Source organism: Zhongshania aquatica (assembly GCF_027257955.1).
GTDB classification, from domain to species: Bacteria; Pseudomonadota; Gammaproteobacteria; order Pseudomonadales; family Spongiibacteraceae; genus Spongiibacter; species Spongiibacter aquatica.
The window spans coordinates 132,458-158,759 of the sequence record NZ_JANZNQ010000003.1; the positions used below are offsets into that span (position 1 = coordinate 132,458).

22 protein-coding genes and 3 tRNA genes are annotated in these 26,302 nt (G+C 48.2%); 7 read left to right on the forward strand and 18 right to left on the reverse strand.

Annotated elements, in window-relative coordinates:
* Positions 1 to 10 precede the first annotated feature (10 nt).
* Positions 11 to 1,633, reverse strand: a complete 1,623-nt coding sequence (gene pckA / locus O9X78_RS03975; RefSeq protein WP_269618319.1) for a phosphoenolpyruvate carboxykinase (ATP) — start codon at positions 1,631 to 1,633, stop codon at positions 11 to 13.
* Between the two features lie 357 nt (positions 1,634 to 1,990).
* Here pckA and O9X78_RS03980 point away from each other — a divergent pair, with 357 nt between their 5' ends.
* Together O9X78_RS03980 and O9X78_RS03985 are read left to right on the forward strand one after the other, a co-directional pair.
* Positions 1,991 to 2,221 carry a hypothetical protein gene (locus tag O9X78_RS03980; protein WP_269618320.1) on the forward strand — a complete coding sequence of 77 codons (231 nt, stop codon included), beginning with the start codon at positions 1,991 to 1,993 and terminating at the stop codon, positions 2,219 to 2,221.
* Between the two features lie 22 nt (positions 2,222 to 2,243).
* A complete protein-coding gene (locus O9X78_RS03985; protein ID WP_269618321.1) occupies positions 2,244 to 2,591 on the forward strand; it encodes a zinc ribbon domain-containing protein YjdM in 348 nt (115 codons plus the stop codon).
* 134 nt (positions 2,592 to 2,725) lie between these two features.
* Here O9X78_RS03985 and rdgC read toward each other — a convergent pair whose 3' ends face one another.
* Positions 2,726 to 3,733, reverse strand: coding sequence for a recombination-associated protein RdgC (rdgC, locus tag O9X78_RS03990; RefSeq protein ID WP_332108511.1), 1,008 nt, complete (start codon positions 3,731 to 3,733; stop codon positions 2,726 to 2,728).
* Between the two features lie 51 nt (positions 3,734 to 3,784).
* Positions 3,785 to 5,410 carry a hypothetical protein gene (locus O9X78_RS03995; protein WP_269618322.1) on the reverse strand — a complete coding sequence of 542 codons (1,626 nt, stop codon included), beginning with the start codon at positions 5,408 to 5,410 and terminating at the stop codon, positions 3,785 to 3,787.
* A 153-nt stretch (positions 5,411 to 5,563) separates the two neighbouring features.
* On the opposite strand from O9X78_RS03995, the gene O9X78_RS04000 reads away from it, so the two are divergent.
* Complete coding sequence (locus O9X78_RS04000; protein ID WP_269618323.1) at positions 5,564 to 7,384, forward strand: cation:proton antiporter; 1,821 nt, start codon at positions 5,564 to 5,566, stop codon at positions 7,382 to 7,384.
* Between the two features lie 21 nt (positions 7,385 to 7,405).
* Entirely contained in the window at positions 7,406 to 8,317 is a 912-nt protein-coding gene (locus O9X78_RS04005) for a haloalkane dehalogenase (protein WP_269618324.1), read from the forward strand.
* A 61-nt stretch (positions 8,318 to 8,378) separates the two neighbouring features.
* Here the strand turns inward: O9X78_RS04005 and O9X78_RS04010 are convergent, their stop codons facing one another.
* The 7 genes from O9X78_RS04010 to O9X78_RS04040 form a co-directional block, all read right to left on the reverse strand.
* Positions 8,379 to 8,822: a nuclear transport factor 2 family protein gene (locus tag O9X78_RS04010; RefSeq protein ID WP_269618325.1), complete on the reverse strand. Its 444-nt coding sequence runs from the start codon at positions 8,820 to 8,822 to the stop codon at positions 8,379 to 8,381.
* Between the two features lie 83 nt (positions 8,823 to 8,905).
* Entirely contained in the window at positions 8,906 to 9,775 is an 870-nt protein-coding gene (locus O9X78_RS04015) for an amidohydrolase family protein (protein WP_269618326.1), read from the reverse strand.
* 158 nt (positions 9,776 to 9,933) lie between these two features.
* A complete protein-coding gene (locus tag O9X78_RS04020; protein ID WP_269618327.1) occupies positions 9,934 to 10,377 on the reverse strand; it encodes an HIT family protein in 444 nt (147 codons plus the stop codon).
* A 2-nt stretch (positions 10,378 to 10,379) separates the two neighbouring features.
* Positions 10,380 to 11,480: an MBL fold metallo-hydrolase gene (locus tag O9X78_RS04025; RefSeq protein WP_269618328.1), complete on the reverse strand. Its 1,101-nt coding sequence runs from the start codon at positions 11,478 to 11,480 to the stop codon at positions 10,380 to 10,382.
* 110 nt (positions 11,481 to 11,590) lie between these two features.
* On the reverse strand, positions 11,591 to 13,768 hold the full coding sequence (locus O9X78_RS04030; RefSeq protein ID WP_269618329.1) for a xanthine dehydrogenase family protein molybdopterin-binding subunit: 2,178 nt from the start codon (positions 13,766 to 13,768) through the stop codon (positions 11,591 to 11,593).
* The gene (locus tag O9X78_RS04035; protein WP_269618330.1) at positions 13,765 to 14,271 is read right to left on the reverse strand and encodes a (2Fe-2S)-binding protein; all 507 of its coding nucleotides are present in this window, start codon (positions 14,269 to 14,271) and stop codon (positions 13,765 to 13,767) included. Before O9X78_RS04035 ends, O9X78_RS04030 begins: the two co-directional genes overlap by 4 nt.
* A gap of 237 nt (positions 14,272 to 14,508) precedes the next feature.
* Complete coding sequence (locus O9X78_RS04040; protein ID WP_269618331.1) at positions 14,509 to 15,180, reverse strand: outer membrane beta-barrel protein; 672 nt, start codon at positions 15,178 to 15,180, stop codon at positions 14,509 to 14,511.
* 446 nt (positions 15,181 to 15,626) lie between these two features.
* Here O9X78_RS04040 and O9X78_RS04045 point away from each other — a divergent pair, with 446 nt between their 5' ends.
* The 3 genes from O9X78_RS04045 (at position 15,627) to O9X78_RS04055 (ending at position 18,892) form a co-directional block, all read left to right on the forward strand.
* Positions 15,627 to 17,162, forward strand: coding sequence for a fatty acyl-CoA reductase (locus tag O9X78_RS04045; protein WP_269618332.1), 1,536 nt, complete (start codon positions 15,627 to 15,629; stop codon positions 17,160 to 17,162).
* A 264-nt stretch (positions 17,163 to 17,426) separates the two neighbouring features.
* Complete coding sequence (locus O9X78_RS04050) at positions 17,427 to 17,600, forward strand: hypothetical protein (RefSeq protein WP_269618333.1); 174 nt, start codon at positions 17,427 to 17,429, stop codon at positions 17,598 to 17,600.
* 374 nt (positions 17,601 to 17,974) lie between these two features.
* Entirely contained in the window at positions 17,975 to 18,892 is a 918-nt protein-coding gene (locus tag O9X78_RS04055; RefSeq protein WP_269618334.1) for a TIR domain-containing protein, read from the forward strand.
* Positions 18,893 to 19,404: 512 nt separating this feature from the next.
* Here O9X78_RS04055 and O9X78_RS04060 read toward each other — a convergent pair.
* The 8 genes from O9X78_RS04060 to uvrY all read right to left on the reverse strand — a co-directional run bounded on the left by O9X78_RS04060 (position 19,405) and on the right by uvrY (position 26,237).
* A tRNA-Leu gene (locus tag O9X78_RS04060) sits at positions 19,405 to 19,491 on the reverse strand.
* A 142-nt stretch (positions 19,492 to 19,633) separates the two neighbouring features.
* A complete protein-coding gene (locus O9X78_RS04065; protein ID WP_269618335.1) occupies positions 19,634 to 21,982 on the reverse strand; it encodes a CFI-box-CTERM domain-containing protein in 2,349 nt (782 codons plus the stop codon).
* Positions 21,966 to 22,448, reverse strand: a complete 483-nt coding sequence (locus tag O9X78_RS04070) for a hypothetical protein (protein WP_269618336.1) — start codon at positions 22,446 to 22,448, stop codon at positions 21,966 to 21,968. Before O9X78_RS04070 ends, O9X78_RS04065 begins: the two co-directional genes overlap by 17 nt.
* 215 nt (positions 22,449 to 22,663) lie before the next feature.
* A tRNA-Cys gene (locus O9X78_RS04075) sits at positions 22,664 to 22,737 on the reverse strand.
* 147 nt (positions 22,738 to 22,884) lie between these two features.
* Positions 22,885 to 22,960, reverse strand: a tRNA-Gly gene (locus tag O9X78_RS04080).
* A 136-nt stretch (positions 22,961 to 23,096) separates the two neighbouring features.
* Positions 23,097 to 23,657 (reverse strand): CDP-diacylglycerol--glycerol-3-phosphate 3-phosphatidyltransferase, encoded by a 561-nt coding sequence (pgsA, locus tag O9X78_RS04085; protein WP_269618337.1) that lies wholly within the window; start codon positions 23,655 to 23,657, stop codon positions 23,097 to 23,099.
* A 41-nt stretch (positions 23,658 to 23,698) separates the two neighbouring features.
* Entirely contained in the window at positions 23,699 to 25,573 is a 1,875-nt protein-coding gene (gene uvrC / locus O9X78_RS04090) for an excinuclease ABC subunit UvrC (protein WP_269618338.1), read from the reverse strand.
* A 19-nt stretch (positions 25,574 to 25,592) separates the two neighbouring features.
* Positions 25,593 to 26,237, reverse strand: coding sequence for a UvrY/SirA/GacA family response regulator transcription factor (gene uvrY, locus O9X78_RS04095; RefSeq protein ID WP_269618339.1), 645 nt, complete (start codon positions 26,235 to 26,237; stop codon positions 25,593 to 25,595).
* Positions 26,238 to 26,302 lie beyond the last annotated feature (65 nt).

The window sequence follows — 26,302 nt, forward strand, 5'->3', positions numbered from 1 at the left end:
CGGGTTTAGGTTAACCTTTGCTCACAATCGCGGGGCCTGCACTAACTAATGATGCGCCAGCGGCGGTATCGGTAAATCGTCCAAAATTAGTGATGAATTTTCCAGCCAGCGATGTCGCTTTTTGCGTCCACTCGTCAGGATCTGCGTAGGTCTTACGTGGATCAAGCAAGTTAGCGTCCACACCGGCTAGGGTGACGGGGGTGTCCAAATTAAAGAGTGGCAATTGATTAAAGTCTGCAGTTTCGATGGAGCCGTCTAAAATTGCATCGATGATACTGCGAGTCGCCTTGATGGAAATACGATTGCCAGTTCCGTTCCATCCGGTGTTGACTAGATACGCCTGCGCACCCGAATCTTCCATCCGTTTTTTCAGCACTCCTGCATATTGGGTTGGGTGTAAGCTCAAAAACGCTGCACCGAAACAGGCGGAAAACGTGGGTGTTGGTTCAGTGATGCCACGCTCAGTGCCTGCCAGCTTTGAGGTGTACCCCGAAAGAAAATAATATTCAGCCTGCGCTTTAGTGAGCCGCGCCACAGGCGGCAGCACACCGAAGGCGTCAGCGGTAAGGAAGATCACTTTGGTCGCATGACCACCCACTGACGTTGGCTTAACGATATTCTCGATGTGGTAAAGCGGATAAGAAACACGTGTATTTTCAGTTTTTGAGTTGTCAGCGTAATCGATATTACCCGCTGCATCTACAGCCACATTTTCCAGCAAGGCGTCTCGCCTGATGGCCGCATATATCTCAGGCTCATCCTGTTGACTGAGATTGATGGTCTTGGCGTAACACCCTCCCTCAAAATTGAACACGCCGTTATCGTCCCAGCCGTGCTCATCGTCTCCGATCAACGCCCGTTTTGGATCGGTGGACAAGGTAGTTTTTCCGGTGCCAGATAAGCCGAAAAAGATTGCGGTATCGCCCTCTTCACCTATATTGGCTGAACAGTGCATTGAAGCAATGCCTTTTTGCGGCAGCAGATAGTTCATAACAGAGAACATCCCTTTCTTCATTTCTCCGCCGTACCAGGTGCCGCCAATAAGCTGCATGCCTTCGGTCATATTAAAGGCCACAAAATTCTCGGAATTTAAGCCCTGCTCTTTCCAATTAGGATTACTGGTCTTAGCTCCGTTCAACACCACAAAGTCCGGTTCAAAATCTTCAAGTTCTGCTTCTGTGGGACGAATAAACATATTTTTTACAAAGTGGGACTGCCACGCAACTTCGGTGACAAAACGCACCTTCAATCGACTCGCGGGATTGGCACCACAATACAGGTCGTTCACAAATAGACGCTTACCGCTTAGTTGCTCTCCCACAAGAGACTTTAGCGATTGCCAAATCTCCGTTGTAATCGGTCTATTGTCGTTAACACCTTGATCTGACCACCACAAAGTATCACGGGTAGTATCGTCTTTAACAAAGTACTTATCCTTGGGCGATCGTCCCGTAAAAATACCAGTATCAACGGCTACCGCCCCACTGTTAGTTACGCGACCAGCCTCGTAGCCACTCAGTTCGGGCCGAGTTTCTTCGCGAAATAGAGCCTCATAGCTTGGGTTGTAAAGAATTTCTAATGGATTCTGTATGCCGTATTCAGACAGTAATTCGCGTAGTTGAGACTCAATCATTGGGCATCCTTTGGCGTTTCGTGTGTATGTAAGCGGGTGGATAATTAGATGGTAATTATATTATCATACAATGATCATAAGCCAAGACCTTGGGCTAGCGTCTAGGTCAAACTCATATTCTTCAGGAAAGGGAATATGCTCTATCGGCAGCACCTATTCTCTTTGCAGATGGCCTTTCTATCCTCAACAAAGAAGTGGCGCATTGTGAAGAAACGTATTCCTCTGTATCGCCTGCTTGGCAGTTTTAGCCAATGAGGACATTGACCAGATCAAGCGGCAATAGCGTAAATCCGTTAAATGTCTCCTCCGCAACGCTGGATGATGCAGTGAACAATGTTTTAAAGAGAGACAAACAAGATGAAACTAAATGAGGCCATTGAATTGGGAAAAGAGGGGCACTGGCAAGATGCTCAGATCCGGATCAGCCCAGGCAGCCTTAACCACTGGTTTGTGATGCTGCGCGATACTCAATACAAATTTTTTGTGCTCGCAGACAATGAGGATCTATCAATCACCACTGATCATATCAATGAGTTAGCTCAACTCATTCGATCCGTTGGCTTAAAAGAATTTACTGTGTATTTATAATTTCAATTAGAGGATGTTATTGATGTCAAGCTTACCACCGTGTCCCAAATGCGAATCTCAGTACACCTATGAAGATCGCGACCTGATGATTTGCCCTGAATGCGCTCACGAATGGAAGCCTATGAATGGCAATCAAACTGATGATGACACAGCCAAAGTCAAAGACGCCAATGGGAACGATCTATACGAAGGCGATGGTGCCACCCTGATTAAAGATCTAAAGGTAAAGGGCAGCTCAACCGTGATAAAAATTGGCACCAAGCTCAAAATCAACCGCATCGTCGATGGCGATCACAACATCGATTGTCGAGTGGACAAGATAGGAGAAATGATGCTGAAGTCGGAGTTCGTTAAAAAATCGAACGCCTAATAAATTAACCATATCCTCTTAATTATTTCGGCGCTAACACCAATTCTTCGCTCACAAAAAAGCCCCAGTCCTTCGACTGAGGCTCTTTATTGCGCTGTAAAATGTAAGGGCGAAAATCGCCACTTACAACGGCATTACGCCGCGCTTGAGATTACGTCGCCCTGTTCGCTGGTGTCTTCGCCGCCAAAGGCGTCGAGCACTGCAGGTATAAACTTGGCGAATTCAGCAGTCATAATGGCGAAATCAACGTCGAACTGCTCGGCGGCGCTTTCCGTATTCACGTCACCAATTTTATCTTGGATTAAGTCGCCAAAATTTAAGCGTTTTATCGATAACTGATCGTCAATAATAAATTCGATATCACCGACCCAGCGCAGTGCTATTTTGTTTACGAACATGCCGGTTTGGATGTGATTATTGATTTCCGCAGAACACAGGTTCTGGTTCTTGCAACGGATCACCGCACTTTCATCTGCTTTATCACGCAGCTCACACTCGCCACCTAGTTCAAAACCTGCCGGCGCGCTACCCTGAGTTAACCACTCGGTCATTTGATGCTGGGCCACATTTTTCGCTTTGACAGGAATGACCGGCAAGCTGCCTAAGGACTCACGTAAAAAATTAAGCAGTTCTTCAGCGCGATTATGGGAACCGCTGTTTACAATAAGTAAGCCCTGCTCTGGCGCTATATAGGCAAACACGCGGCTAGACCGCGTAAAGGCGCGAGGAATAAGCGAAAAGATAATTTCATCTTTAAGCTCAGCGCGCTCTTTACGGCCAGGCACGCGATCTTCCGATAATTTAATTTCTTCTAACTTGTCGGCGAGAACTTCGTTTACCACCGACGCTGGCAATATTTTGTCCTGTTTTTGGGCGCAAACCATAATGCAATTATTCGCGACATGAATATATTCACTACCCTGAGAACCAAGGGGCATTGTCCAGCCATAGCTAGCCACATCTTGACTATTGCAGGGAGTAAAACTTTTTTCGGTAAGCCTTTCGTTGACCTCTTCAGCCGTTAAGGTGAAAGGCTTGGTAAAACGATAGATCAGAAGATTCTTAAACCACATGTAAATTGCTGCCTGTACTGCTGTAAATGAAGTGACGGTTTGGCTAGGTATTGTATTACCTAAATGCATGCCGGTGCTGCCACTATCTCTGTTTAAATCCAATTTAACCGAATGTAAACACTACTGACTACCCGCCTTGTTAGCAAACCTAGCGCTCATCGCGTCACATTGGGGTTTATCTAGATAACGCTCGCAGAGAGTAACAAGTGATTGCTCAGGCTTGTTTTCGCAGCGCCAGTCAGCATAATTTAAACTCTGTCCAAGGCGGGCACAGCGCTGCGTTGCTTCATCATTGAGCAAAACACGACTTTGTTCATACCACTTCTCTAAATCGTCCAATAACTGGGATTTCATTACTGCGGCAGTTTTACCGTTGCCAGAACCCCATGTGCTGAGACGCGCCGTACTTTGACGCTGCCAACTGGCCCACAAACCAGACAAACCGGCAACCTGTCCATCTTTTGCTATAGCTTTATTTTCGTCGATATCTTGTAGCAAATTAGCTCTAAGTTCGGACAGCTGCTTAGAGGATAAAATAGTGTCAGCTAGCACCGAGGAAAACCTTAAGTTCAAACGCTGTTTATACCATTCATAGCGACTGTCAAGCTTATCAACTAAGCCGTCATCAGGCAGATCTGAAAACAGGCTTGCATCACCAAAACTAACGTATTCCGCACCGCCCTCAGTTGCCCTAATTCCAATACCAATTGGCTTACCCAACTCATACTGCGTGTAGCTCTGTAAATTGCCGTAATACATAACCTTGACGGGCCCGTGGTAAAGCCATTTGCCGTCATAAATAGCATCAACGTTTACCGATGCACGCGTTACTTCGCCATGGTGATAAATCCACAATCGACGAAATACACCCCCGTTATCAATATCCTTCGCGGAGATCTGTAACACCGACGCCGGATAATCATCACTCAAGGCGTAAAAGCGATTTGTATCGCAATCGTAAACGTAGGCTTGGAGTAGCTGCTGCGGCACAGTTAAGTTAGGTGTTAGCCCGCAATCACACACTACTTCAAGCTTAGAAAAGCTTCCCGGCTCGTAATAAAAATACTGTACCGGCTGCGACTCGATCTGATAGTTAAAGTATTGGCGCTCGATAACTTGGAAATCCTGATTGGACATTTGCGCGCTAATTTTGACTACACCGCGAGGGAGACCCTCTTTAAATCCGACGTCCACGCGAAATGGTCCAGGCAATCCACGATGAATGATGGGATAAGATTGTGGACGATCCTTTGGGCTGATATTGCGACGATACTGCAGATACTCATTATCACCCTCCATTGTCATTAAGGGCGGCGCTCTAAAGGGGTGAAGATCAGTATAATGAGCAAACCATTGACTCTGCTCACCATGGGCCAAAATCTGTTCATCTGAATCAGCTATCGTAAAGGAACCCTCAAACGATAAGACACGCTGTTTCGCGTTTAATATAAAATCGCCGCTAAGCTTCAGCGAAACCATTTCGCTATTTGCATCGTGATAATACTGAGTAAGCTCGCCTCGGCGCGGATACCCCTTACTATCAAATTTACCGTCAAACTGAGTATTTGCAGCGTCTTCGTATTCCACACTGCCTTCAAGAAAAACGTCGCGTTTGTATGAGCCGGTAAAGACCGGTGCCGTTTTACCGTCAAACTCAAAACGTTTGTTTTCAACTTGACCGGCGCACGCACTCAGCAGCAATACACACAAGCTCAAACATGCGATGTCGCTTTGTCGCCTAGTCATTCCCACCCATCTCCCTATTTGGTCGTATTTATCGCGCTAATCATACCTTAGTCGCATTAATATGAATTGATCTGCATCCCAGCTTTGACTTAAATACACTAGACATGACATTGTTTAACAGATTGATATTAAAAACATAATTGAGCATCACACATGACACTTGCTTTAGTTGGTATTTTAGTTGCCGGTATTTTTTGCCAATGGCTGGCATGGCGCTTTCGGCTCCCCGCCATTGTGTTATTAGCGGCCTGCGGCCTCTTACTAGGCCCGATCACTGGCTGGATTCAACCCGGTGTCGACTTTGGGGACGGCCTCACGGCAGTCACCTCGCTATTTGTCGCAATAATCCTGTTCGAGGGCGGACTTAACCTTCAGTTCCATGAATTACGAGAAACGGCGCAAGTCACCCGCAGACTGACATCTATTGGGGTACTTCTCGCATGGGGTATCGGTTTAACCGTTGCCCACTATATTGGTGGCTTAAGCTGGGGTGTCGCCGCCCTACTCGGCGCCATACTCGTCGTCACCGGCCCCACGGTTATTATGCCCCTGCTGAAACATGCCAAGCTGAACCGTCGAACAGCGTCGTATTTAAAGTGGGAGGGAATCATCAATGATCCTATAGGGGTCTTGCTTGCCGTATTGGTATATCAATACCTACTTTATTCTGGCGAAGGCCCAGCAATACAATCTATAGTCACCAGCCTTGGTCTTGCCTTAGGCACCTCTGCGGTCCTAGGCGGGGGCATCGCATTTGGTTTGGGCCATTGCTTTCGCAGAGGTTGGATTCCCGAATACCTTAAAGCGCCGTCTATTATCGCCTGCGTATTGGCGGTTTATGCCCTATCTGACCTTGTTCAACATGAATCTGGCCTGCTAGCAACCACGCTAATGGGTGTGGTTATGGGCAATATGCGTCTGCGCAGTTTGGACGAAATGCGGCGTTTCAAGGAATATATCACGATCATTTTAGTGTCGTTTTTATTCGTGGTTCTCACCGCATCGTTGACCAAAGCCTCGCTGCAATCCATACACTGGCAACTAGTCGCGATGGTATTCACCTTTGTATTTGTAGTGCGACCTCTGGCAGTGTTTTTGGCGACCATCCGCACAGATTGTAGCTGGCAAGACCGCGTGTTAATTGCATGGATCGCGCCACGCGGGGTTGTCGCGGCTGCATCCGCTGGCGCCTTTGCACCGGCGCTCATCGATGCCGGATTTGAAGACGCAAAATACCTTGTGCCGGCGGTATTTATGCTGATTTTTGCGACGATTTTAGCCCATGGATTTTCACTGGGGCCGCTAACAAAGCTACTCAAACTTGGCTCGCCGGGTAAAGGCCGTATACTCATTGTCGGCGCCTCACCGTGGACAGTCGAGTTGGCGATCGCACTTAAGAAAATTAATCAAGAGGTTGTTATCGCCGACACCGAGTGGGGCCGACTTCAATCGGCTCGCCAACAAGGCATAGACACGTGGTTCGGTGAAGTTCTATCTGACATGGCCGACGAAGCCATGGCTCTAGACAATATTTATACCGTCTTAGCCGCCACGGGCAACAACCACTACAATTCTATGGTGTGTAACCATTTCGCCCCACACCTTGGCCGCCACCGCGTATTCCAGCCCTATGACAGCGGCTACGAACGCAATAACCGAGTCGTCTCTGAAACCCGCCGCGGTATTACTGCGTTTTCAGGCAACATCACCTTCGCTGAATTATGGACCCGCATGATCAAGGGCTGGATGATTCGTAAAACCATCATTACCGAAACCTATAGCGAAAAGGATTTTCTCGCCAAATTACCCGATGAGGCAGTAAGGCTGGCGATTATTCCAGAAAATGGCAAGTTAGAATGGCTTAGTCAAAAACCACGCAAGCTTCAAACCGGCGATACCGTGATCAGCTTTGTACCGCCAGAGGCCAGCGAGCCTGAGATCGAAATAGAGATTAAACCCAATCTTCCCGCTTAAAATAACAATAGGAAACCGCCCATGACGCCGCTTCGCACCCCTGACTCCCGCTTTGAACATTTGCGGGACTATCCCTTCTTACCAAACTACCTAAACGTTGACGACACCGAGGGCGGCACGTTGCGCCTGCACTTCGTTGACGAAGGGTCAAAAGATGCCCCCGTGATCTTACTGATGCATGGCGAACCTACGTGGAGCTATTTGTATCGTCATATGATTACGCCATTGGCGTCGGCTGGCTATCGCGTTATTGCACCAGATCTAATCGGCTTTGGCCGCTCAGATAAGCCTAGCGAGCGCAGCGATTACACCTATCAGCGTCATGTAGACTGGATCAAATCACTACTGACCCAGCTCGATTTAAACGACATCACCTTATTTTGCCAAGACTGGGGTGGATTAATCGGCCTACGCTTGCTGGCAGAGGAACAACAACGCTTCACCAGAACCATTGCGGCTAATACGATGCTTCCCACGGGCGACCATCATCCCGGCGATGCGTTTATACAATGGCAGCAACTATCTCAAAATATTCCTGTGTTTTCTGTGGGCAAAATCATTGCCGGTGCCTGCGTAAAGCCGGTGTCTGCCGACACCATTAACGCCTATGACGCACCCTTCCCTGAGGAACGTTTTAAAGCCGGTGCAAGACAATTCCCTATGCTGGTGCCAATCTCACCTAATGATCCGGCGGCCGAGGCCAATCGCGCGGCGTGGGATATTTTAAGTAACATGGAAAAACCATTTTTAACCGCATTTAGTGACAAGGACCCAATAACTGCTTCAGGCGAAGCGGTATTCCGCAAACTGATTCCCGGCACAAAGGGACAAAACCACACAACAATTATCGATGGAGGGCATTTTTTACAAGAAGACCAAAGCAGCAAGCTGGTCGAGGTGATTTTAAAATTTATAGCGGATACCACCGAGTAGTAACCCGGAGGGCGTGGCGCGAGAATTAACTAAGCGCCACGCTTTATAATTTATGAGCGAGCTATAAATTCATAAAATCAGGCACATTAAACACCCAGCTTTTTTGTTCTTTGCGACTGCTAATTCGCCACCCCTCTGGCGTTCGTCGATAAGTATCCACATACCAAAGACCGAGCATAAACACCTGTTTGTCTTTGCCTATTGGCATTTCCATGGGATTAAAGCACATCACCCGTCCGCTAGCCGTATCTCCATCTACAGTAATTTGAACATTCGCATTTAAGTGTTGGGAGGCGCTAAAGGCAGGCAAGGCCTCTTTTAAAAACGCCAACGTCGAAGACCGGTCACCCACCGTACCGCCGAAGGCACTGTAATCAATATGTGCGTCAGCGGTAAAAATATCGTTAAGCTCATCAACCGCCTTGCGATCAATAATGTCTGCATACAGGTACAACATATCCTGAATTTCAAAGCGATCAGACATTTCTTGCAGACTTAAAGGCATTATCTATCTCCATTATTATTGTATTTACTATGCCAAAATGACGCGCAGCCCTGCTCTAGCAACAGCTTGGCGCGCATTCATTTTTAATCTAGCTTGAAGACCTTGCGCGCGTTTTCGCGAAGGAATTTTGGCCAGACTTCATCTTTAAACGGCACATTTGGCATGTCTTTGAAAATGCGATCCAGTGATAAGCCCATGGGGAAATACCCCGCGTACATTACCTTATCGGCACCACGGCTGTTCGCAAATTTCACAATCTCTTCAGGGTAATGCTTGGGCGCAAATGCACTGGTCATGTAATAAAGATTGGGGTATTTAAGCATGAGTTTCCACGCCAATTTCTCCCAGGGCTCTGCACCGTGACGCATAACCACTTTTAACTCAGGGAAGAACCAGCAAACTTCATCCAATAGCTCAACTTTCTGCGGGGCCATTGGCAAACGTGGGCCGGGAACGCCAACGCAGGGACAAAACGGAATATCTAATTCAACGCACTTGGCATAAATCGGATACCATTTTTTATCGTTGTAAGGCACCTGCGGACACAGACCAGAGGCAAAGCCAGTAATCGCTTTGATACCGTAATCTTTGTGCAATCGCACAATTTTGCGGACTTCGTCCATGCCGTTGTTCGGATTCACTTCTAAGCTAGCAAAAAAACGGTCGGGGTGGCGCGCCAGCGCTTCCTTCGCTATTTCATTGTGATCATCAATACCCAGCATCGCGCGCTCGATATTGTGTTTATCCATCTGCTCAATGGTATAGGCAATATAATCTTCTTTCTTGCCGCTTTCCGGTATGTCTTTAAACATGTACTGCGCCGGCATTTTGAACATATTGCGACTTTCTTCGTCCATCAGCAGCGGCTTCATAAATTCGTACCACTGGCTATTGTCTTCACCCGGCACGCTGAGCATCAAATCAATGACCTTAATGTCGTTTGGCATAGTCATGCAGTCGGCTCCTAAAAATTATTATGTAATCACAATGCCACACGGCATTTACTAAGCGTCATTTTTGACGATATAAGACCCCGCCACAATAACAATAGGCGTCATCACAATAAGCAAAATCGGTCAGTGCAATCTACTGAAATCTGCGTGTATGCAGCTTATTTAAGTGCAGCGCGTAAGCGCTCAGCCATTTCAGCTAACGCGGTTTGTGGTGCGGGACGACGTCCGTGAATTTGCATGGGTTTGCCATGGAAACAAGGGATAAGGTGGGTATGGTAATGAAAAACCGTTTGGCCAGCGGCGCGACCATTCAACTGATGAACACCTAAACCGTCGGCACCAGTTACACGTTTAACAATGGGGGCTAAACGCCGAGACTGGATAGCCAAGGTGGTCACTTCGTCTTCGTTTAAAGTGAAAATATTATCGTGATGCTTTATCGGAATAATCAGGGTATGTCCCATTGACACAGGCGCGATGTCTAAAAAGCACAACACCTGTTCGTCGCGATAAAGAATATGCCCCGGCGCTTTACCTGCAATAATCTTGCAGAAAATACAATTTTCCGTTGCCGTTTCATCGCCAAATAATCCGCTCTGCACTATTAGACCTCCATCGGCCCAGTGTCTAATTCATGAACGCCTTGATAGGGGCAATTCTCAACATCGATAGTTTTATAGCGATACACCCCTGCGTCATCTAATTCGCGTCTCATTCGGCCCTCAGCGCATAGGTAATGTAAATGGGCGATAGCTTCACCCAAGGCCAAACCTAGTTGAGACATTTCAATTTTGCGGGCGAATAGTACGCTGAACAAGTCGACAGCAACCTGCGGTTCAACACACGCTTTCTCAATAGCGGCGAGATGCCCTTCGTGATGGGCAATCAGATAATCTAGCCTTTCGTGTACCCCGTAAAATGGCGCATTGTGGGCAGGCATAACTAAGGTATCAGCATCTAGATCCTGCCTAAACCGCCGCAATGCATCAAACCATTCCTGCAGGGGATTCGCCTCAGGCTCAGAAGCCATTACACTGACGTTGGACGTGATACGCGGAATAATCTGATCGCCGGAGAGCATTAATTTATCCGCCGCGCAATATAGCGACACGTGCTCTGGAGAGTGACCTGCCCCTGTCATCACACGCCAATCGCGGCCGCCTATCGTTAATATCTGGCCATCTATTAAACGGTTAAATGCAAACGGCAACGGCTCGACCACCGAACCAAACCCGCGCATTTTGGCATCCTCGCTTTCCAAGTACTCCTCAACCACACCCGCTCGCCGGTAATATTGCTCGGCGGTCCAGCTCATCTCACCCTTTGGAATTGTAGTGAAGGTCCGTGCAGACATATATTCAAGAGCGCTCATATACAAAGGCACCCTCAAGCTATTGCACAGCCAACCAGCTTGGCCGCAATGATCGGGATGCATATGCGTGCAAATGACGCCCAGCACGGGTTTAGACGCCATTTGATTCGCCAGCAGTAATTCCCAGCGCTCGCGGGAATCACCAATCTTCATTCCGGTGTCTACAATCCACCAACCTTTATCATCTTCCAACACATAAAGATTAATGTGATCTAATGCCATAGGCAGTGCCATTTGGAGCCAAAATACACCCTTGGCGACCTCTATCCATTCTCCTTTTTGCGGTACATCGGCAAAGGGATAACGAATTTCGTTCTCAGAAATAGCACTCATAAAAGCTCAGTATGGAATATTAAAATACATGTAAAACAATAAATTACATAACTTATGGAACAAGCCACATTAAGGTAAATTAAGCGACACGAAACTGTGTCGCAAAATAATTACGCCAATCTTAGCGGCAATTGTCGCAGACGCTGGCCTGTCGCGGCAAATACCGCATTCGCCAATGCCGGAGCCAGTGGCGGTACGCCCGGCTCACCCACCCCCGTCGGTGGTTCAGCACTTTCAATAATGTGCACTTCAATTTCTGGCGTTTCGTTCAAGCGCAGCATTTCATAATTATGAAAATTACTTTGCTGAACAGCGCCATCAACTACGGTAATCTCACCTTTAAGGGCGGCGGTGAGCGCAAAGATGACGCCCCCTTCCATTTGCGCAACCACAATATCAGGATTGACCGCTAATCCACACTCGACCACACAGACGACCTTGTGCACCTTGATCTTTGTCCCTTCTACCGATATCGACACAACTTGAGCAACCATCGATTTGAAGGATTCGTGCACCGCTATTCCCTGAAACTGACCAGGCTCGGGGCTGCCCCACGACGCACGTTTGGCCACTTCTTCAAGTACTCGGCGCTGCTTCGAATCTGCTGGTAAATGACTTAAACGGAATTGCAGCGGATCTTGTTCTGTACGCCGCGCCAGTTCATCAACAAAACTTTCCAAGAAAAACGCATTTTGGGAATGCCCTACTGAGCGCCAATAACCAATTGGAATAGTCGTTTCCTGCATCACATAATCGGTTCGCTTGTACGGAAACTGATACTCGCTGGAGATTAGACCCTCGGTGGCCGCAGGGTCAGAACTCGCTGCCAAACCGGCAAGCGTATTATGAAGGCCATTGGGAACCCACTCTGGCATCAGGGTATTACTCACTGCGCCCACGAATTGCCCCATGATGCTAGGCGCAACCACCTTAGACTGCAGGCTAGTGACATTATTGCCATCGATAGTGGCAGACATTCTTACCGTCGAATTTGGTCGATAAAAATCGTTTTGCATGTCGTCCTCACGACTCCACACAAGCTTAATGGGATAGCCACTAAGTTGCGCAACCCGTGCCGCCTCGACTAAATAATCCGATAATATTCGACGTCCAAATCCGCCGCCCAACATTTGATTGTGAATACGGACCTGCTCGCGCTTATATCCCGTCGCATCGGCAATAGCTGACAAAGCAATATCAGGCGATTGATTCCCGGTCCAAACTTCAATGGATTCTGGCCCAACCACTGCCACCGCGTTCATTGGCTCCATCGTGGCATGGGCTAGATACGGCACATCGTAAATTTCTTCTATTGTATCGCCCGTGGCGGCACCGACTTCGCCTACTTCTTCAACGTTCTTACCTGACTCACTATCAAGTAAGTCATAGCGCTCGGTGCGCAGCGACTCGCTACTTACATTCGCTAGCGGGCCTTTGTCCCATTCAACCGTTACCGCCGACGCGGCCTGACGGGCCTGCCAGTAGGTATCTGCGACCACGGCAATAGCGCCATCGACATCTAATACCGAGCGCACCCCTGATTTTGCCAGCGCCGCGATAGCATCAAAACTTTTTGCCTTGCCCCCTAAGTGAGGAGAACGTATTAGCACCGCAGTCATTGCTTTGGGATATTGCACATCAATACCAAACTGCGAACTGCCCGTCACCTTGGCGAGCGCATCTAGGCGCCCATTAAAGTGGCCGATATATTGAAAATCTTGGGGCGAGGTCAAAGTGACCAACTCAGGCACAGGCACCGAGCGCGCAGTGGCTATTACATCTGCGAAGGCAATTTCACCACCGGCATGAACAAGTTTGCCATCGCGCAGGCTAATTGATGATTCAGCAACATTTAACTGCTGTGCAGCGGCTGATTTTAAAATTGCGGCAAGTGTCGCTGCCGCCTCGCGCACTGTGTCATAACTCAATCTGATCGATGAACTACCACCAGTAATCATCACATAAAATTCGGGATCACGAAAATCTGGGTGGAACTCTGCATGCTGAACCGTAATCAGCGCGGGGCTCATTTTTAATTCTTCCGCCGCCAGCGTTGTCAAGCCGGTATAGACCCCCTGCCCCATCTCGGACTTATGGAGTTGCAGAATCACCTCTCCCTCAGCGGTCACCTGCAAGAACGCATTGGTCTGGAGTGACGTTGGATTCATGTTCGGATACGGTGGCGTCTTGGAACAGCCGCTAAGATTAAAGCCAATAGCTAGACCACCACCAAGTAATGCGGTGCTTTTAATAAAATTACGGCGAGACAAATTAGAGGTCAAACTCATGATTCGGCCTCCGCGTTAGTTACCGGCTGATAATATTGCACCGACAATTCAGCGGCGCGATGAATAGCCTTACGAATTCGCGGATAAGTACCACAGCGGCAGATATTGCCAGACATGGCAGCATCGATGTCTGCATCGTTTGGCGATTGATTCGTCGCTAACAACGCCACCGCAGACATAATTTGCCCAGACTGGCAGTAGCCACACTGGGGCACGTTCATTTCCAGCCACGCCTGCTGTACAGGATGCAACGTGTCATCCTTAGCCGCCAAGCCTTCTATTGTCGTTATATGTCGACCACTTACGAATTCAGCGGGATAACTGCAACTTCTAATGGGGTTACCATCCAGATGAACAGTACACGCACCGCACAAGCCCATACCGCAACCAAACTTAGTGCCGGTCATGGCCAAATGCTCACGTAAAACCCAAAGTAAAGGGGTTCCTGAATCAACGGTTAACGACTGCGCTTGACCGTTTAATGTAAAACTTAATTCCGCCATGTTTACTCCGACAACACTCGCAATGGGCATACTATACCGACACCGAAAAACAATGTCCTGCCGCACAACCTACAAAGGGAGTGATTATGACGAAGGAGCGACCGCAATCTTATTAAATCTTGTCCATAAACAGATTTAGATCAGGGCTGATCAAACTGGTCTGTATAAGAAAAAACCCTAGCGGCAGAACACCGATAAGGTTTTTAGCTTGCGGTCTAACGGTAATGAATAGCGTTTTTAAAAGCGGAATACCAAATCTACCGACAAAGTGTCTGCCGACATTTTTATCGACTCATCATCGTCAAGCATGTAGTGATCATAAGCTAGAGTCACACTGGCATTTTCAGCCAAGGCCAAGCGCAAGCCCGCTCCGACGTAGGGATCTGTGCCCTCCACGGTAAACTCACCGCTACGGCTGCTGTCTTCAACCGTGCCGTCTAGCTCCCAACTGTAAACACCGAAGCGAGCAAATAGCCCCACCTGTTCCCGATTCGGTGTATGAACATTAATACCTAAGAAAACGCCGTCGGCGTCGGCATCCATATCGACACGGCCAGCACTGTAACCGTTATTGAGCACCTGAGATCCACTTGATATCGCGCTTCCGCTCAGCGACCCAAGCGAGGCATAACCAAACTCAAGCCCTAGCTCAGGGCTAAAATCAAAGCCAACACCAAAACGGCCACCGCCAGATTCAGTATCGGTCTTGATATTAGACAGCGAACCATCGCCAAAACTGTAGCGAAAATCAGAGCGATCAAAATCATAGGACGAGGTGCTTAAGCCGCCAAATATATACATCGCAGGCTCGCTGCGATAACTCCCGCTGCTGCGGCGAAGATGGTCAGCCTCTGCCAACATTGGAAACAAAGAAACCGCGACAAGGGTAATTACAGAAAGCTTCTTCATGGCCGAACTCCATATCAAGTAAGGCTGCAGTATGTGCGTCCTTAACTTAATCAAGGCTGAACGGAGAAAGCCAATGCATAACATCATGACATTGAACGCCTAATTCACCGCCAACATCGCACAAAGTTAACGCCACGCGATCAAGATTGGTGCGCCCATCTAATCAACAAGTACTGCAACTAGAGAAACAACAAGCTAGACGAATACTTACTGGATCGATTGACTGAAAAAAAACACAGACCAAGGTAGCGAAGCGGCACCCTAAAGGTCTGATTCTCACACTACACTCGCATCAAGATATTGGCGTAGTTGATGCATTAATTATATTTGCAACGAAGTGACCATATCCGCTGTCACACTAGGGTCAAAGAATTCCGCTAGGCTAGCAAATCAAGTCTGCACATCTATTCGGGCCTTACCGAATAGCCTTTAAGAGGTGTACGTTCATGGATACAAACAAGGAAGTCTCACAAACTCTAACACTCCTCAAAGGTAAACATATCCTTATCACCGGCACCACGGGGTTTGTCGGTAAGGTAATGCTAGAAAAAATCATGCGTACCGTTCCAGAGGTTGGTGGCGTTTACCTTCTGATTCGAGGCACACGAAAACACGCCAACGCCGGAAGTCGCTTCGCCAACGAAATTGCGTCTTCCTCGGTATTCGAATTTTTAAAGCTAAATGCACCCGACTACTTCAACGATTTTTGCCACACCAAAATTCATTGCGTCAGTGGAGAAATCACCGAACATCAATTTGGCCTACCCCGCGAGGAGTTTCGCAAACTGGCGGGAAACATAGACGCCATCGTCAATTGCGCCGCCAGCGTTAACTTCCGCGAAGAACTAGACCGCGCGCTTTCCATCAACACCCATAGCTTGCGCAATATTGTTGAGCTATCTGAGCTGGGCGGAAACATCCCCGTCATTCAAGTATCAACCTGCTATGTAAATGGCTTTAATCAAGGGCATATACACGAATCTACCTCAGTGCCAGCGGGCGGCGAAATCCCCCGCCACAGAGACGGATATTTCGAAGTCGGCAACGTAATTGAAGAACTCGAACACAAAATTGCCCAAACGCAGCAACAGTTCGAGGGCAGAGAATTAAAAAATCAGCTCGTAGAACTCGGCATTCGCGAGGCGAACGCCTACGGCTGGAATGACACCTACACGTTCACCAAGTGGCTAGGCGAGCAGCTACTACTAAAATCACTGCGCGGCTATTCACTTACACTACTCAGGCCCTCCATTGTAGAAAGTACCCTGCGTGAACCCTCACCAGGCTGGATAGAAGGAGTCAAAGTCGCTGATGCAATTTTACTGGCCTATGCAAAGGAAAAAGTGACGTTTTTTCCCGGTAAGCGCAGCGGCGTTATCGACGTTATTCCAGCAGACTTAGTGGCCAATAGTATTTTGCTGTCACTGGCAGAACAGTTTAAAAAACCCGGCGGTCATCATGTTTACCAATGCTGCAGCGGATCGGCAAATCCTCTCACTTTGGGGACGTTCATTGATCACCTAATGACCGAAGCGAAGGAAAATCACGGCAGCTACGACAAATTGTTTGCCCGGCGGCCGCGCAAACCCTTTATTGCAGTAAACCGGCAATTGTTCACTGCGGTTGCGCTCTGCCTAAACGCGGTGCTGTCAGTAGTCAACACCACGCTTCTCAAACTAGGCTTCAAGCGCGGGCTCAAAGCGAAACGAAATCTCGATGCGGCGATGGCACTGTCGACCATCTTCTCGTTTTATACCGAGCCAGAGTACATCTTCCACAACGACAAACTACTCAACCTTGCAAAACGCATGGGTAAAGCTGATCAAGTCTTATTTCCGGTTGATGCCAGCGCCATAGACTGGGAAACCTATCTGCGCAAAATCCACATGGCAGGCTTAAATTGCTATGCGCTTAAGGGACGTAAGCAGCCACTCAACAAAGCACCACAGAATATTAGTGCTGCGCAAAAGCAAGTGGCTTAATTTTTGGATCACTTCATCACTGTGCTAGAGGATTTACACCGCAATTCAAGCACAGTGATCTTGCACTTTCGGCAAGGCCTTTAATTCCGCCGCAGCGTTCCAACTGTCCGCAAATCCACAACCTCGTGCTGTTTACGGGTCTCATCACTCAAGTGTCGCGCGCTTTTGGCATAACGCGTACCGTGCCCTCGGGAGCAATCTCGAAGATTCCACCGACAGACAAATTTCATTTTGCTTTGTTTAACCGCGTTGCAAGACAGCATTTTGCGACAGCTACGCGGTCAAGAAACTGTTATAGCTAGCTGCCATCCAATACGATATCGCGATGTAGAAACTATTGGCCAGTATGCAAGCTCACTTATTGCGGAAGTACTGGGTACTTACGAATCTGACGAAGACGAGGAAAAACCTTTTTGGTTTGATGCGGAAGCAATTTGAAGTCAATTAACTATGCCGGCAATTCCGGCCGGTATAGTCACTAAGCTAATATTCCCATCTCGACCTTGAGTCACTTATGTCTTGCTACCTCATATGGGCGGGAGGCTCTAGTCAAAATCGCGCTGTTCAATTCTATGAGGCTGTGGCCAAGTGATTGAAATACTTTGAGATGGGGCTATTATCCCTAACTATCGATATTTAGAATTTTGATCTCGGGTATGCCTGACAGGTAATCTCAAGACGCACCACTTACAGCAAATTGAAATATAGAATCTTAGAGCCGCCGCTAAACCTTCGAGTAAAAAGCGGTTTAAGTACTATGCGGCATGAATACTTATAGTGCCGTTAAATCAATTACATACAGGATTAGACTATTGGACGTATTTATAAGCTGGTCGGGTAAGAGAAGTAAAGAAATTGCTGAGGTAATTAGAGAGTGGATTCCATGTGTAATACAGGCCGTAAAACCGTATTTTACACCAGAGGACATTAACAAAGGCCAAAGGTGGGGTTCTGAAATTTCCAGTAAACTGGAATCTTCAAAAATAGGGATCATCATTTTAACACCATCTAATCTAGCGGCCCCTTGGCTTATGTTTGAAGCAGGCGCCATATCAAAAAGTGTCGATGCATCAAGAGTATGTCCGCTATTATTTGGTGTAACGCCAACCGAAGTAAAGGGACCACTCGTTCAATTTCAATGCTCAGTTTTCGGCAAATCTGAGATATTCAAATTACTTCGCTCCATTAACAACGAACTTGAAGATACAAAACTCGAAGAGAAGACTTTAACCTCTGTTTTTGAAGTTTTCTGGCCAAAATTGAATCAACAGATTGAGGCAATACTAAATCTGCCTGAGTCACCAGAGGAACCTGAAACTAAACGTACGGACAGAGATATCTTAGAAGAAGTCTTACGCCTATCTAGGAAATTTGCTTTCGACCATGTAAGGACACCCTCACGCAGTAGCATTTTTGAAAAATTCGATGGCAAAAAACCGGTCACATTTGACCCGGAATCTGAGAGCATTTCTTTTTGGAGTAACAATTCAAAAGTCTACGACTTCAGAATAGATAGATTAACCTCTGGCTCTGAGGTTCTAGACTGGTTCTTTCAAATAGCGAATAAGGGCTGGTGTACTGGTGAGCATTTGACGGCTTTTCTCAAATGTCTCGAACAAATATCTCAGCTGTACTTCGATAATAATGCTCAGGGCGTTTTTTGCCCAGGTGGAATGAATTTAGAGATCGAATGGCCGAAAACTCTGCCACCCAAAACCGATGACCTTTAATTGCGCCCAATGTTAAAAGTGTTGGGGCAATTCCCTACTCAGTAGGCTGAGCCCTTAATTAGACTAAAGCGCTAATCGAAATGCCAGAGAACCCCATACCGGGGTTCTTTTCAAAAGCCAACCTATCTCTCCTACCTACCCAATGCGCTTACTGACCATTGGTAAGATTATGTTTTGTATGAGCCCCAGCTGTTGCTTTGTCGACAATTTGGAATACGCATCCATTAGATGAACTCTTGAACACGGAGTCTGACCGTCTACTATACGTCTACTATGAGTTTTTTAGATCTTAGGCTCGAGCGACTTAATTGATGTAAGTCATTGATTTTTATTGGTGCCCGGGGCCGGAGTAAATAAAAACAGCCATAGGGCTGTTTTCACCCCTTCGGGGCTTCGTCGCTTCGCTCCTCGTCCAAATTGCATGCGCAATTTGTGAACCTTTCCGATTCAAGCCCCCGGAGGATTAAGATTTCTATTGGAGTTGGGTAGCGGTACTACTTTCTGTGCGTAGGTGGTGCCCGGGGCCGGACTTGAACCGGCACGACATTGCTGTCGGGAGATTTTAAGTCTCCTGTGTCTACCGATTTCACCACCCGGGCTAAGGGGTTTGGCGCGAGCCAATTGTGATATGCAGGACGCGAAGTGATACATCGGAACTGCTTATGCGGTAGTGCTAAAAAGCGTTCGCAGTCTACTTATACCACCCAAAAAAATCAACGGCTTAGAGCAGTTAATTACTGATTAAGTTACTACTTTACACTGCAAAGCTTGGCGCGAATAACGGCGACGTATTGAAATAAGCAGTGCAGAGCCTAATAACAGCATTGCAGCTAAGGGATATTTTAATCCATACACCAAGGGACTTAGCCCGATCCGAGTAACTAGGCGCAGTGACTCGGAGCTTGCAATACGGTCTGCGATAGGTGGTGAGTAATGATAATACGCGGCCACAAACTTCTGCCCCCACTTATACGGCAGCAATACTTTGTCGCGAAAATCCCGCAGAATTTTAACGTCCGGTGCCAAGTAGCTCCCGTAAGCAGCGGTAGCAATAAAGCATGCGCCTCCTCCACCGCCACCCCCGCCACCTGAGGACGGTTGCGGTGTCACTGGCACGGGATCGGCTCCAACGGCTGTCGCCAGCGCACCCGCCGCTGCCTCAGCGTTGATCAAGCCACTGCCGGTGACATCATCCATTCCTATATTTGCTCGCTGCCCCTTTATATCGATAGCCGTGTTTTGCACCGCAGCAATTAATTGCGCGGGTGTCGCGGTAGGATAGGCTTCTTTCAAAAGTGCAAAGACGGCGGCCGCATTTGGCGCGGCTGCAGAGGTCCCGTAAAAATTAAAGATTCCGTCCAGCTCTCCGTCCTCCGGCGCGGCAACATCATTACCCAGAACAGTGTTGTTATTACCGTCTATCGCCGCAAATTGGGGCGTCGACCGGGTTTGCGTCATGTACTGGCCATTGCTATCGAATTGCAGAGTTTGGTTTCCACCCCGGGAGCTAAAGGCTTCTGGATCAATCTCTATGCTGTCGTAGCCTTCTGGCCGATACTCTGGTGACTCCCACCACGCTACAGCAGCAACCCCTGCTACTCCCTGTGCCATCGAGTGCCCCCAAACGGCTACGCCGTTGTAGGGGTATTCAACGCTCGTCACTTGATCGCCGGTAAATAAAATTCTGAATTCTAATGGCACGCCTGCTTGCTGAGGTATATCACCCTGACTGCCATCGAAATGCTCAACGGCTAGATAAAATGTCTTGCTCGATGAACCAGACTCCAGTGTCACTATCTCCGAGGCATCACCCTTTGGGGCACCGGTTACACCCTGCTCATTGCTACCCCGCGCATAAAAGTTCGCTGACGCAGGATTGAGTGCCGCCAAACTTTCCACGGTCGTTGCATACAAATCTAGATCTATTTGCGAACCAGCGCCCGGACTAATGGAGTTATACGGTTGATTCCAATTTAGCACCACAAACACTGTGGCGTTAGCGGGAATGGTAATTGCTAAAAATGGATCGCTTCCGTTTGCGCTCCAATTATGTAAATCATTACCTGTCGGGAAGGGACTTAAGCCTGCTTCGTCAACCGCTGTTATCGAGTCTTTATAAACATAGCGATAGGCCTGATTGCCGTCGTTGCCCGCCGCCGATAAATAGGGTTTACCTGAATTGACGCATGCCGTGGCCGCCAAGGCCGGCACGTCATCCTGATAAACACTTTCATTAAGGAATAGAATATCGTCTACGACAATATCAGCGCGCCCAGGCTCACATAGCTTACTGATGGCGTCCGCCATTTCAGCACGGCTTTGGCCTGCAGCATGAAAAATCAGCGGTGAACCCGGCGCAACGTCGTGAATTAACTCGGCCATCGCTGCCCCTTCGTCAGTTCCGTCAGCCACATCGTCTCGCAATATACTTACCGAATCTGGCAGATCGCCGTTGTCCTGCTGCCGACTTCCCTGCAACTGGCCAGCAACAAACTTGGCTGGCGTGGTATTCCCATCGCGCACGGCAGCGGTCTGCGCAAAACTGTCGGATACAATACCAATGGTCTGACCACTACCTGTCACGCTGAGTGTGCTTGCCGCCGCATCAGCGCGCATTGCCTTACCGGCCCTGCTTGTAACTGACCCCACCCTTACCAACGGCGGTGGCAAATACCGTACTTCACTAATATTGACGTTATCTGATAGGGCCACCAAATCCTGAGTGCCACGCACTAACACCGTTGCTCTAGTCTCTTCTTTTGACAAAAATCGCAGGAGAATGCCCTGCTCATTTAAAAACTGACGCAATCCCTTCGCGGTCACTAAAAACAACTCAACTGGCACACCCTTTGAACTCATGTCTTTAGCAAGACGCGTTTGCAGCGGGCCCTCACTACTTGTAGACACACGATTTAACTCGCTACTCTCTGCCACCGACAACAAACCTTGCAAATGACTATCGAATTTAGCGACAGCTGGTCTACTTATTGCTGCCGCCTGCTTAATATTTTGCTCTGCAAGACTTAATTCAGTGTGCGTGATGAGTAGAGAAGCATAGGAAAGCACTGCCAGTTTATTTTTGAAGCTCATCGAAAACCCTTATCGCTGTATGCATCTTCGGCGCAAAACGGCTAATAGATACCGCACTCACTCCATTGATTTTAGCTAAGCCTGCCAATTGTGCAGGATTTTTTACCCAGACAAAAATTCGCTGATTTGTAGGATTAATATAGTCTACGTGCGCACCTAACTGTAGGATCTTTTTAACGACAACATCGGTTGCTTCTTCCCAGTATCGAACGTCAAGCAGCAGCCCGTCGTCACCATCCGTAAAGTAATCAGGGTTTTTTAGGGCTTTCTGCCACAAAGCAGGATCAAAGCCGATGAATGCATCTAAGGGCTTCTGATAGACAACGCGCTGTATGATTGCCGATTCCTGCATGGCAGACTGACGGCCGGATTCTTGATTACTACACGCAAAAAGCAGCCCACCGAATGCAACTGCAATCAGCGCGACATCTACAATCGCTATCAAGTATCTTTTAAATTTAGTCATACCACCCCGCGAAAATCCAGCACATTAATGCCAACAACTAGCTTATCGGTTAACGCTCAGTAACAGAGTAAGGGATTTACCTAGTGGGATTACGTAACAGCGCACATGGACAAGGCACTTGTTATTAGCGGAGACCTTGGAAATAACAAACGAAGTAACTATATTGGGATTTTGTTTGGGTGGGGGTTAAAAGATCGCTTAACATCGCTTTAAAATGGAGGCGCGGGTCGGAATCGAACCGGCGTACACGGAGTTGCAGTCCGCTGCATGACCACTCTGCCACCGCGCCTAAAATCACTTTTTGTACACTGCTCACGTGTACACCGGTTGATTACCGGCCTTGTTCTATTCCGCCGTAGAAGCTACGGGCTTGAATTCTGCTATCGCTGTCAATGCGAAAGCTGCAATGCAGAAGATCTACTTTGCAATGATATATTGGAGCGGGAAAGGAGGCTCGAACTCCCGACCTCAACCTTGGCAAGGTTGCGCTCTACCAACTGAGCTATTCCCGCGTCGCACTATATCTAGACTTTTTACTTGATCTATCAAGCCTGAATAACAACATTGAGCTGTGCTTCAAGAAGGCGCCTATTCTAGTGAGAGATAATTTCCTGTCAAGGAAAGTCGCTGATTTAACGCAATTTTTTTCTAATCACCGGACGTCTCACGCAAATCTGGCCATGCAGCATGTAGATATATCACCATTGACCATAAAGTGAGCAATGCCGCTGTGTAAAGCAACACAATATTGGCGTTGTACAACATTCCGTTGCTTTCTGGCGACACTAGTAGCCAACCAAAAATGGCCACCATTTGCGCGGTCGTTTTGACTTTTCCTAAATACGAAACGGCCACGCTTGTGCGTTTACCCAATTCCGCCATCCACTCACGTAATGCTGAAATCACAATTTCGCGACCAATAATGATCACGGCGGGAATAGTAAACCACGCTGCGTCATAGCGCTCGATTAGCAACGCCAGAGCTACCGCGACCATGAGCTTGTCAGCCACTGGATCAAGAAACGCGCCGAGCGGCGTACTTTGCCCTAACTTACGAGCTAAATAGCCGTCGAGCCAATCAGTCACTGCAGCTACCGCAAACACCACTGCAGTTAAAAAATAGGTGTGAGCTTCGGGCCAATAAAATAACGCGACGAGCACCGGAATAAGAACAATCCGGAACAAAGTTAGCGAATTTGGAATATTCATAAAGATCTCATTGCGTTAGTCGTACCTATTCTATTCGTTTTCTAGGCACTGCGCAGGCCTTCATGGATTTGAAGTGCAATTTTCTCACTAATACCCGGCACCCGTCGCAAATCTTCCACACTTGCCTGACGTACGCCCTGCAAACCACCAAAATGCCGCAGTAGCTCTCGACGTCGCTTGGCACCAACACCGGGGATTTCTTCAAGGGTAGACTGTTTTCGCGCTTTGTCTCGGCGGGCTTTATGGCCGGTAATGGCGAAACGGTGGGACTCATCTCGGATATGCTGAATAAGATGCAGCGCCGGGCTATTGTCTGGCAGGTTAATCTCGCGGCCATTATCACCACGAATCAACACTTCAAGGCCTGCTCGCCGATCTGAACCCTTGGCGACACCCACCATAAACAAGCCTTCAATACCCAGCTCGGCCATCACCTGCTTAGCCTGAGTAAGCTGCCCTTTGCCGCCATCAATAAATAAAATATCCGGCATAACGATTTCGCCCGCTTTTATGCGTTTGTAGCGGCGGCTGAGGGCCTGATGCATCGCGGCGTAGTCATCCCCCCCAGCAATGCCATCGATATTCATTTTTCGGTAATCGGATTTCAGTGGGCCATTGCCATCAAATACCACACAGGACGCCACCGTTGCCTCACCACTGCTATGACTGATGTCGAAGCACTCCATGCGCTCAGGCTTAGCTTCTAACTCTAATACCGCCTGCAGCGCTTTAAACCGCTTTAAAGTACTCGCCGACGACGCGATGCGGTTTGCCAGATTTTGTTCTGCCGCCGTCATCGCCAAACTCAGCCATTTCGCGCGATGGCTGCGCACATTGTGACTGATACTCACCAGCCGCCCAGCTTGCTCGCTCAAGCCACCGGCGAGCAATGCTGCATCATCAAGGGCAATATTGGTAACTATCTCCCGAGGCATGTCGACACCACCGGTGCCAATTAAATAGTGCTGAGCAACGAAGGCTTCGAGTTGAGATACCAAGGGCTCTTCAAGCTGACTTTTGGGGAAGTAACTCCGACTGCCCAACACCCGCCCACCGCGAACGCAAAGCAGCTGCACGCAGACCAAACCGCCATCCATCACCCCAGCAACAATATCGATATCGCCGGTCTCGCCCTCTATACATTGGCTGGCCTGAACCTGCTGCAAATGACCAATCCGGTCTCTGAGTTCGGCGGCTTTTTCAAATTCTAACTGGCCAGCACAGCGCTCCATTTCGTCGGCCAACTCCCGGCTAATCTCCCCACTCTTTCCCTGTAAAAACAATTGAGTATGATGTACATCTAAAGCATATTCTTCATCAGTAATAGCACTAACACAGGGTGCGGAACAGCGGCCAATTTGGTATTGCAGGCATGGTCGACTCCTACCCCGATAATAGCTATCTTCACACTGACGAACCCGAAACACTTTCTGCAGCCAACTCAAGCTTTCCCGCACCGCCGAGGCACTTGGGTAAGGTCCAAAATAAGTGCCCTTACCTTTTTTAGTGCCACGATGAATACTAAGACGGGGATGCTTGTGATCGGTGCTCAAGTATATATAGGGGTAAGATTTGTCGTCACGCAGCAGGATGTTATAGGGCGGCTTGTACTGCTTAATGAGATTTTGCTCGAGCAGTAACGCTTCCCGCTCACTGGCGGTCACTGTCACTTCAATCTGCTGAATTCGTGAAACCAAAGCAACCGTTTTACTGGTAAGTCCACTGGCGCGAAAATAGCTGCTTAATCGATTACGGAGATTCTTGGCCTTCCCCACATAAAGCACTTCCGCCTTGGTATTCAGCATGACGTAAACGCCGGCTTTCGCGGTGACATTTTTTAGGAAAGTCTTGGAATCAAACACCGCTAGGGCAGAGTCGACGGCGGCGCTGCTAGCTTTTGTATGTTTACTGCTCATAACTATCGTAGGCTGCCGACTAGGCTTCTGGGGCGTCTATTAGACCATGCCGCATCGCCAACAACGTCAGCTCAACATCGCCGCTAATATCTAATTTTTCAAAAACGCGGTAGCGGTAGCTATTTACAGTCTTAGCTGAAATATGCAGATTATCAGCGATGTCTTGCACCTTTTGGCAGTTGGCTATCATCAGGCTAATTTGCATCTCTCGCTCTGAGAGTGAGCCAAAGGGCGATCCCTCACCACCATTCAACTGCTTTAACGCCATAGCTTGAGCAACACAAGGACTTATATAGCGCTGCCCTTTGGCTACTTGACGAACCGCGAGCACCATCTCCTGCTCCGACGCGCCTTTGGTAACATAGGCTGAGGCGCCGGCTTTGAGTAATAAACTCGGCATAGGCTCTTGATCATAAGCGCTGAGTGCGATAACGCGGGTGTCAGGTGAGATTTGTTTTAATTTACGCGTCGCTTCAAGCCCACCAATGCCTGGCATACGCACATCCATTAACACCACATGGGGACGGAGAGTACGGCAGCAGCTAATCGCCTCCTCGCCGCTAGCGGCTTGGGCAATAACCGAAATACCATCCGCATCGTCTAACATACGGACTATTCCGGCACGCACCATAGCGTGATCATCGGCCACTAACACTGTGATCATGTACAACCCCACAAAGAATGACCAAACGATACCATTGTGAACATAAGCTAACCAGCCTACTGAGG